The following is a 5,104-nucleotide window of genomic DNA, read 5'->3' as shown; positions in this document are numbered from 1 at the left end:
GGGGGTAACCTGCCTGGTAAGTCACGGTGAAGGAGAAAAGTCCGTTTTCAGCTGCCGTTTGCATCGGATGCGCTGGGCGCCTCGCCTTGAAAAAAGCGGGCACAGCCGGAGACCTGGAGAGGCTTCCGGTAGGGGTGGGAAATTAAGGGATTTGGGGGGGTGGGGGGTGACATGGGAAGCGGGGACAAGGGGATGGGGGGGTTGGTTCCGTAAGTTTCTGCCGTTACTCAGTGAGCTGCTTGCAAGGTGTCTGGAGAATCCGTGGCGATTCACTGAGCGGTCAGGCCACGACCAAAGCGAACAGCGAAGGAAGGGAGGTTTTGCAATAAGCAGATATAGCAACACCGGCGCGAGGCCGGTATTGAGTGAAGTCTATGCAGAGCAACTATTCATACACTTTCGATGCGCACAATATCTTTGCAAAAGTACTCCAGCCAGGGCTAGTTAGGCGGCGAGAACGAATTGAGGGGAGTGATTGAGCGAGTGCTCCGTGCAAAAATCGAATGGCCTGCATGGGTTCGGGATCTTAGTTTTGTGGGGTGCAAGCCAAGTTGCCGACTCATGCAGGCCTCTTCAATAATTCCAACTTCTTGATTTTGTGTAAGAAAAGTCGGGAATCCCTCAGGGTCTGACCCCGATTCATGCTGCTGCCTGTTCTGTTCAGCAGCCAAATGCATTTTGAGCTTAGCCGCGTTTGCTGCACTGCTCGCTCCTGCGTTAGGAATAGAGAAATTCCCTTTGCTCCTACTCAGGAATGATTTGCAACTCACTCCATAGTGGTTTCAGCCCTAGACTTTCCATATAAGCCCCATAGTCGACATAGGCCTTAACCCCAATGTTTTCGTATAAGACCCATGAAACCTCGCCCTCTTGATATACGAAGATCATCTACCTTTCCAGCAGCCCCGCCAATAGCTTTTGCCCCAACTTATTCGCGAGAAACTAAATTCTCCGTCGCTTGATGCAAAGCAGTCATAAGTTCCTCAAGTTTGAAGTTCCATTTACTTCCCTCAACAGGGGGATAAATTTCTATTTCAATTGATTTTCCTGGCTCATGTGATACCTCAGCCAACTGACTCGACCCCGCCCAAATTTCGAATACACAATTCTCTCGGTCTGGGGGGCTTATTATCACAGTAGATAAAAGATTCATGGCTTCGGCGGTTCCAATAAACCAATAAATTTTCCATTCGAATCGTAGCAAAGCCCACGGCCACGGCCACGGGATAGTGCCTGATCAAGTTGGGTATTGAAAACTACATCTGTCGAATATCAGATAAAAAATCATAAAATTCTTTTTCTGTCATCTCAAACTCTGGCCCTTCGACCATTGCCATTAGTGACAACAACGCAATGTCTAAATCTTTTGTGAGAGAAAGGTTTGGATCTTGGTAAATATAAAGTGCCTCTTTTGATATTTTAAAAATATCAAATCCATCAGCAACTACTCTTCCAAGTCTGTCAGCCACTATGTCTTCCATGCTCATTGCTGCCCCCAACTCTTTAGCTCTGCTCCGGTCGGAGGGTAGTGCTGAGCATCAACCGGCTGCCCATTAATACTTTTCGGGTGGACACGGATTACTTCTCCTGCATGGTCATAGCTTTCCATCCATTGCCTCGTACTGCCCGTTTTAGGATCAAACTCCGTGGCGAAAGAAGCACCCCGAGTAGGTCCTTCTGTCCTTGCAGGAACCTCTTGTGTGTAGTAACGAATACGGCCATCAGGCAGTGTTCTAGTGACCGCTGCCGTCTCTTGAGCTCTTTGTAGTCCTGATAGTTTCGCTTTCAATGCAGCTTGGGCATTTGCACTTGTGGCTTCAGTAGCTACAACTTCTCCCGTTGTAGCAGTAGCTTTTGCACCCGCCACAGCCCGCTTATAAGCCAAAACCCCCGCAGCAGTACCCAACCCTACCGCCAGAACAACCTTAAGACTATCCGCAATGTCCTGCGCCTGGCTATCGCTCAGCTCCCATTTCGCCTTGATCGAATCGACCATGGCGCCGACTGAATGCTCGGTCGTGGCTGTGGCCAGCATTTCCTGGAATTCGTAATTGCCGTTGATGAGGTTCTGCACCGCATCCCGCGCAACGGGCGAGGCGTAGTCAGCGATGTCTTTGATGGCGTTCAGGTTCGCCATGGTGTCGGCGACTTCTTTGGACAGTGCGGCACAAGACTTGGGATCAGCCTTGCAGCCCATGATCGCGTCGATGTCCTGCTGTAGGCTTAACTCTTTGAATTTACGCGTGGTTTCTTGGATGCAGGAGGCATCGGTGCAGCGCGTGATCTGCTCGGCTGCTCGCTCAAGTTGGTTATGTGCCAGGTAGTTGTACTGCGTTGCGTTCTTTGCAACCCAACTGCCTTTCTCCAGCGCGGCCGCATCCGTATCGCCCTGTGCCGCAGCCGCTAAGACGCCGACGATTTGTGAACTCATCGTCAGCAGGTTGTCATTGCCCTTGACCAAGGAATCCAACTGGATGACCAACGCCTCGCTGGCAGCGGCCGCCAAGGCGCCGGTTCTGAAGTCGCCGCCGGTGGCTTCTGCCAGCAGTCCGCCGACCATGGCGTGAACCACTACCTTGCGCCGAACCCTCTGCGAGGATGTTTTTGGTGTAATCGCCCACCAGGTTGAAGCTGGCTGCCGCCAAGGTGTTGAACAGGGCGTTTTTCAACGCATCACTGACGCTTGCGCCCTGCCCCAATGCCTTGTTCAGTAACAGCGATGTCCCATTCTGCAGCCCCTGATTGGCGGCAAATTGGCCGACGCCGGTCCAGGTGTTCAGCGAGCCCGATGCAGTGACTTTCCCTATGGCCGTATTGGTCTGGCCCCCCGTCCACTGATCAAAATAACCCACCGTCAGACCCGCAGTGATTGCCGAAACCGCATAGCCCTTCATGGCGTCGGAGGACGTCGCATCCTTGAGGACGGCGCCGAGATTGCCCCGGTTATTGATCGCGCTGACGCTGGCATTGGTAGAGGCGCCTGTTGCTACAGCACCTACCATGGCGCCCCCCACACCGCCCCCCGCAGCGGCGGCAGCCATTGGCCCGATTACCGCCGACATCACAATCGCGATGATGATTTGCGATGCAGGCCCCAGCCCCGAGTGGCTGTACTTGAAGCTGTCGTGCACCTCTCTGACTTGGCGCCAGTCCACATCACCGCGCTTTTCTGCATCCTTGAGCCACACCAGTTGCGGGTCGGCCTTGACCATTGCCTCGATGGACTGGCTGACGGTCTGCTGGTTGACCTGCTTGACATCGATCTTCAAACCGTCGACGGCCTTGATCGCAATATTGCCCTCGGCAACCAACTGACTTTGCCGCAGCGTTTCGTCGGTACTGCCCTTGCCCTTGGATGAAACCCAGAACGCGCTGTTGTTACTCTTCTCATGACTCTCCTGGCGCACGTCCTTCACCGCCTCAAAGGTCACCGCACCACCACTGGTAATGGTGATATCCGTTCCACTCTCCATCCGCGCGCCCTGGTACAGCTGATCGCCGCCACTGACGAGGTTGAGGCTGCCGCCGGTGCTGATCTGGCTGCCGACAGCGCGCACATCAGTGACTTCATCGCGCTGGGTTTTGATCGCGCCAAAACTGCCCTTTTTCTTGTAGTCGTACAGGCTGTAGTCGCTGTCATTGGCGCTCAATAACTGCAGTTGTCCGCCCGCGATCAGGTAAGCATCCTTGCCGCCGGTGACTTGGCTGGCATGCAGCAAGATGTCTTGCCCGGCCGTTGCCGTGAGGTTGCCGGCCGCGTTGAGTTGGCTGCCGATTTGGCGCACTTGTGTGGTTTGTTCGTGGGTCTTGGCACCGTTGCGTTTGCTGTGTACCTCGTGGTCGATTTCGTTGGCGGCGGCAAGAAGGTTGATGTTTCCGCCGGCGGCCACGCTGAGGTCTTTGCCGGCATTGGCCTGGCTCGCCAACAGCGTGATGTCGCCGCCGGCTTGCAGGCTCAGGTTGCCGGCGGCGTTGACGTTGGCGCCGAGGTGTTCGGTACGGCTGTGTTGGGTGACAAGGTGCCCACCGTTTTGCGTGGTGCGCACTTGCTGGGTGTCGGTGACAGCGATGAGATTTATATCGCGGGCGGCGGTCAGGCTCGCGTCGCCGCCGCTGCTGATGGCGCCTCGGTTGGTGATGTCGCGCCCCGCATCGAGGGTCAGTTGCTGGCCCGCGTTGATCTGGCTGGCGTGATCGAGATGGGTGATGAGCGTGCCGTCCCCCTGGTATCGGGCGTGGGCGGTGCGCTCATTGATGATGTCGCCGGTGAGACTCGTGAGGTCCACGTGGCTGGCGCGGATTTCGCCGGCCATGGCATTGCGGATGCTGTCGGTGGCCAGCAGGCTGAGGCGTTCGCCTGCGATCATCGAGCCACCATTGAGCAGGTTGCCATCGGCCACGGCGGTCAGGTCCCGGGTGGCCTTGAGCGTGCCGACGCTGACGATATCGCCGCCACTGACCAGGTTGATGTCCTGGCCCTGCACCAGGCTAGGGCCACGCAGGTTCTGGTGGTTAACCGTCGCCAGGTACAACACCGGTACCAGCACGTATTCGCCTTGTACCTGGCGTTTTTCCATCCACACGATGTCGTGGGTCAACGCGGCGATTTGTTGCGCGGTGAGGCCGACGCCGACGCTCAGTTGCAGGCTTTCGCGGGCGCTGAGACCGTTGTCCATCAGGTGACGAAACTGCGCTTCATCGCTGTTCTGGCCGTCGAGAAAGCGCAGCCCGGTCTTGGCCAGCACGGCATCACGGATCAGGCGGCTTTCGTAGTAGCCGTCGCCGAGGCGGCGCCAGGCGTCGTCGGTGTTGTAGCCGATCTTGTCGAGCAAATACTGGGAACCGAGGAAGTTGCCCAGGTGGGTGAACAACGGATTGGTCTCAATGAGGTACGGGCTGCCGGGATCCTTGCTCGGGATAAACAGGCCGTACTCGCCACTGGGCAAGTGAAACTCAGGCGGACGGGTCAGGTCATCACTGAGGCGGTCGGGGCTCAGTTCAAGGTCGTTGGGGTTGTGGCCGACCTCGCCAACCAGCTGCGCCAGGGTGTTTTCGCGCAGAGTGCCGTTTTGCAGGTATTGCGTGGCGTGCAGGTTGAGGCTGC

General features: G+C 56.3%; 3 protein-coding genes. All 3 read right to left on the bottom strand.

The genetic code is table 11. The features are described from left to right. Positions 1 to 1,256: 1,256 nt before the first annotated feature. A complete protein-coding gene (locus IQK56_RS19840) occupies positions 1,257 to 1,487 on the bottom strand; it encodes a hypothetical protein (RefSeq protein ID WP_193863972.1) in 231 nt (76 codons plus the stop codon). After that, a complete protein-coding gene (locus IQK56_RS31225) occupies positions 1,484 to 2,560 on the bottom strand; it encodes a hypothetical protein (protein ID WP_246500252.1) in 1,077 nt (358 codons plus the stop codon). Before IQK56_RS31225 ends, IQK56_RS19840 begins: the two co-directional genes overlap by 4 nt. After that, positions 2,445 to 5,104: hemagglutinin repeat-containing protein (locus IQK56_RS19835; protein ID WP_246500251.1), on the bottom strand; the 2,660-nt coding region annotated here is incomplete at its 5' end. The genes IQK56_RS19835 and IQK56_RS31225, both read right to left, overlap by 116 nt.

It is taken from the genome of Pseudomonas cyclaminis (genome assembly GCF_015163715.1).
GTDB lineage: Bacteria > Pseudomonadota > Gammaproteobacteria > Pseudomonadales > Pseudomonadaceae > Aquipseudomonas > Aquipseudomonas cyclaminis.
This window is presented reverse-complemented; position numbering and strand designations above follow the sequence as displayed.

Bases quoted from the DNA above. Each gene is read 5' to 3' on its own strand.
- IQK56_RS31225 (WP_246500252.1), bottom strand. From the start codon at position 2,560: ATGGTCGGCGGACTGCTGGCAGAAGCCACCGGCGGCGACTTCAGAACC.
- IQK56_RS19840 (WP_193863972.1), bottom strand. From the start codon at position 1,487: ATGAGCATGGAAGACATAGTGGCTGACAGACTTGGAAGAGTAGTTGCT.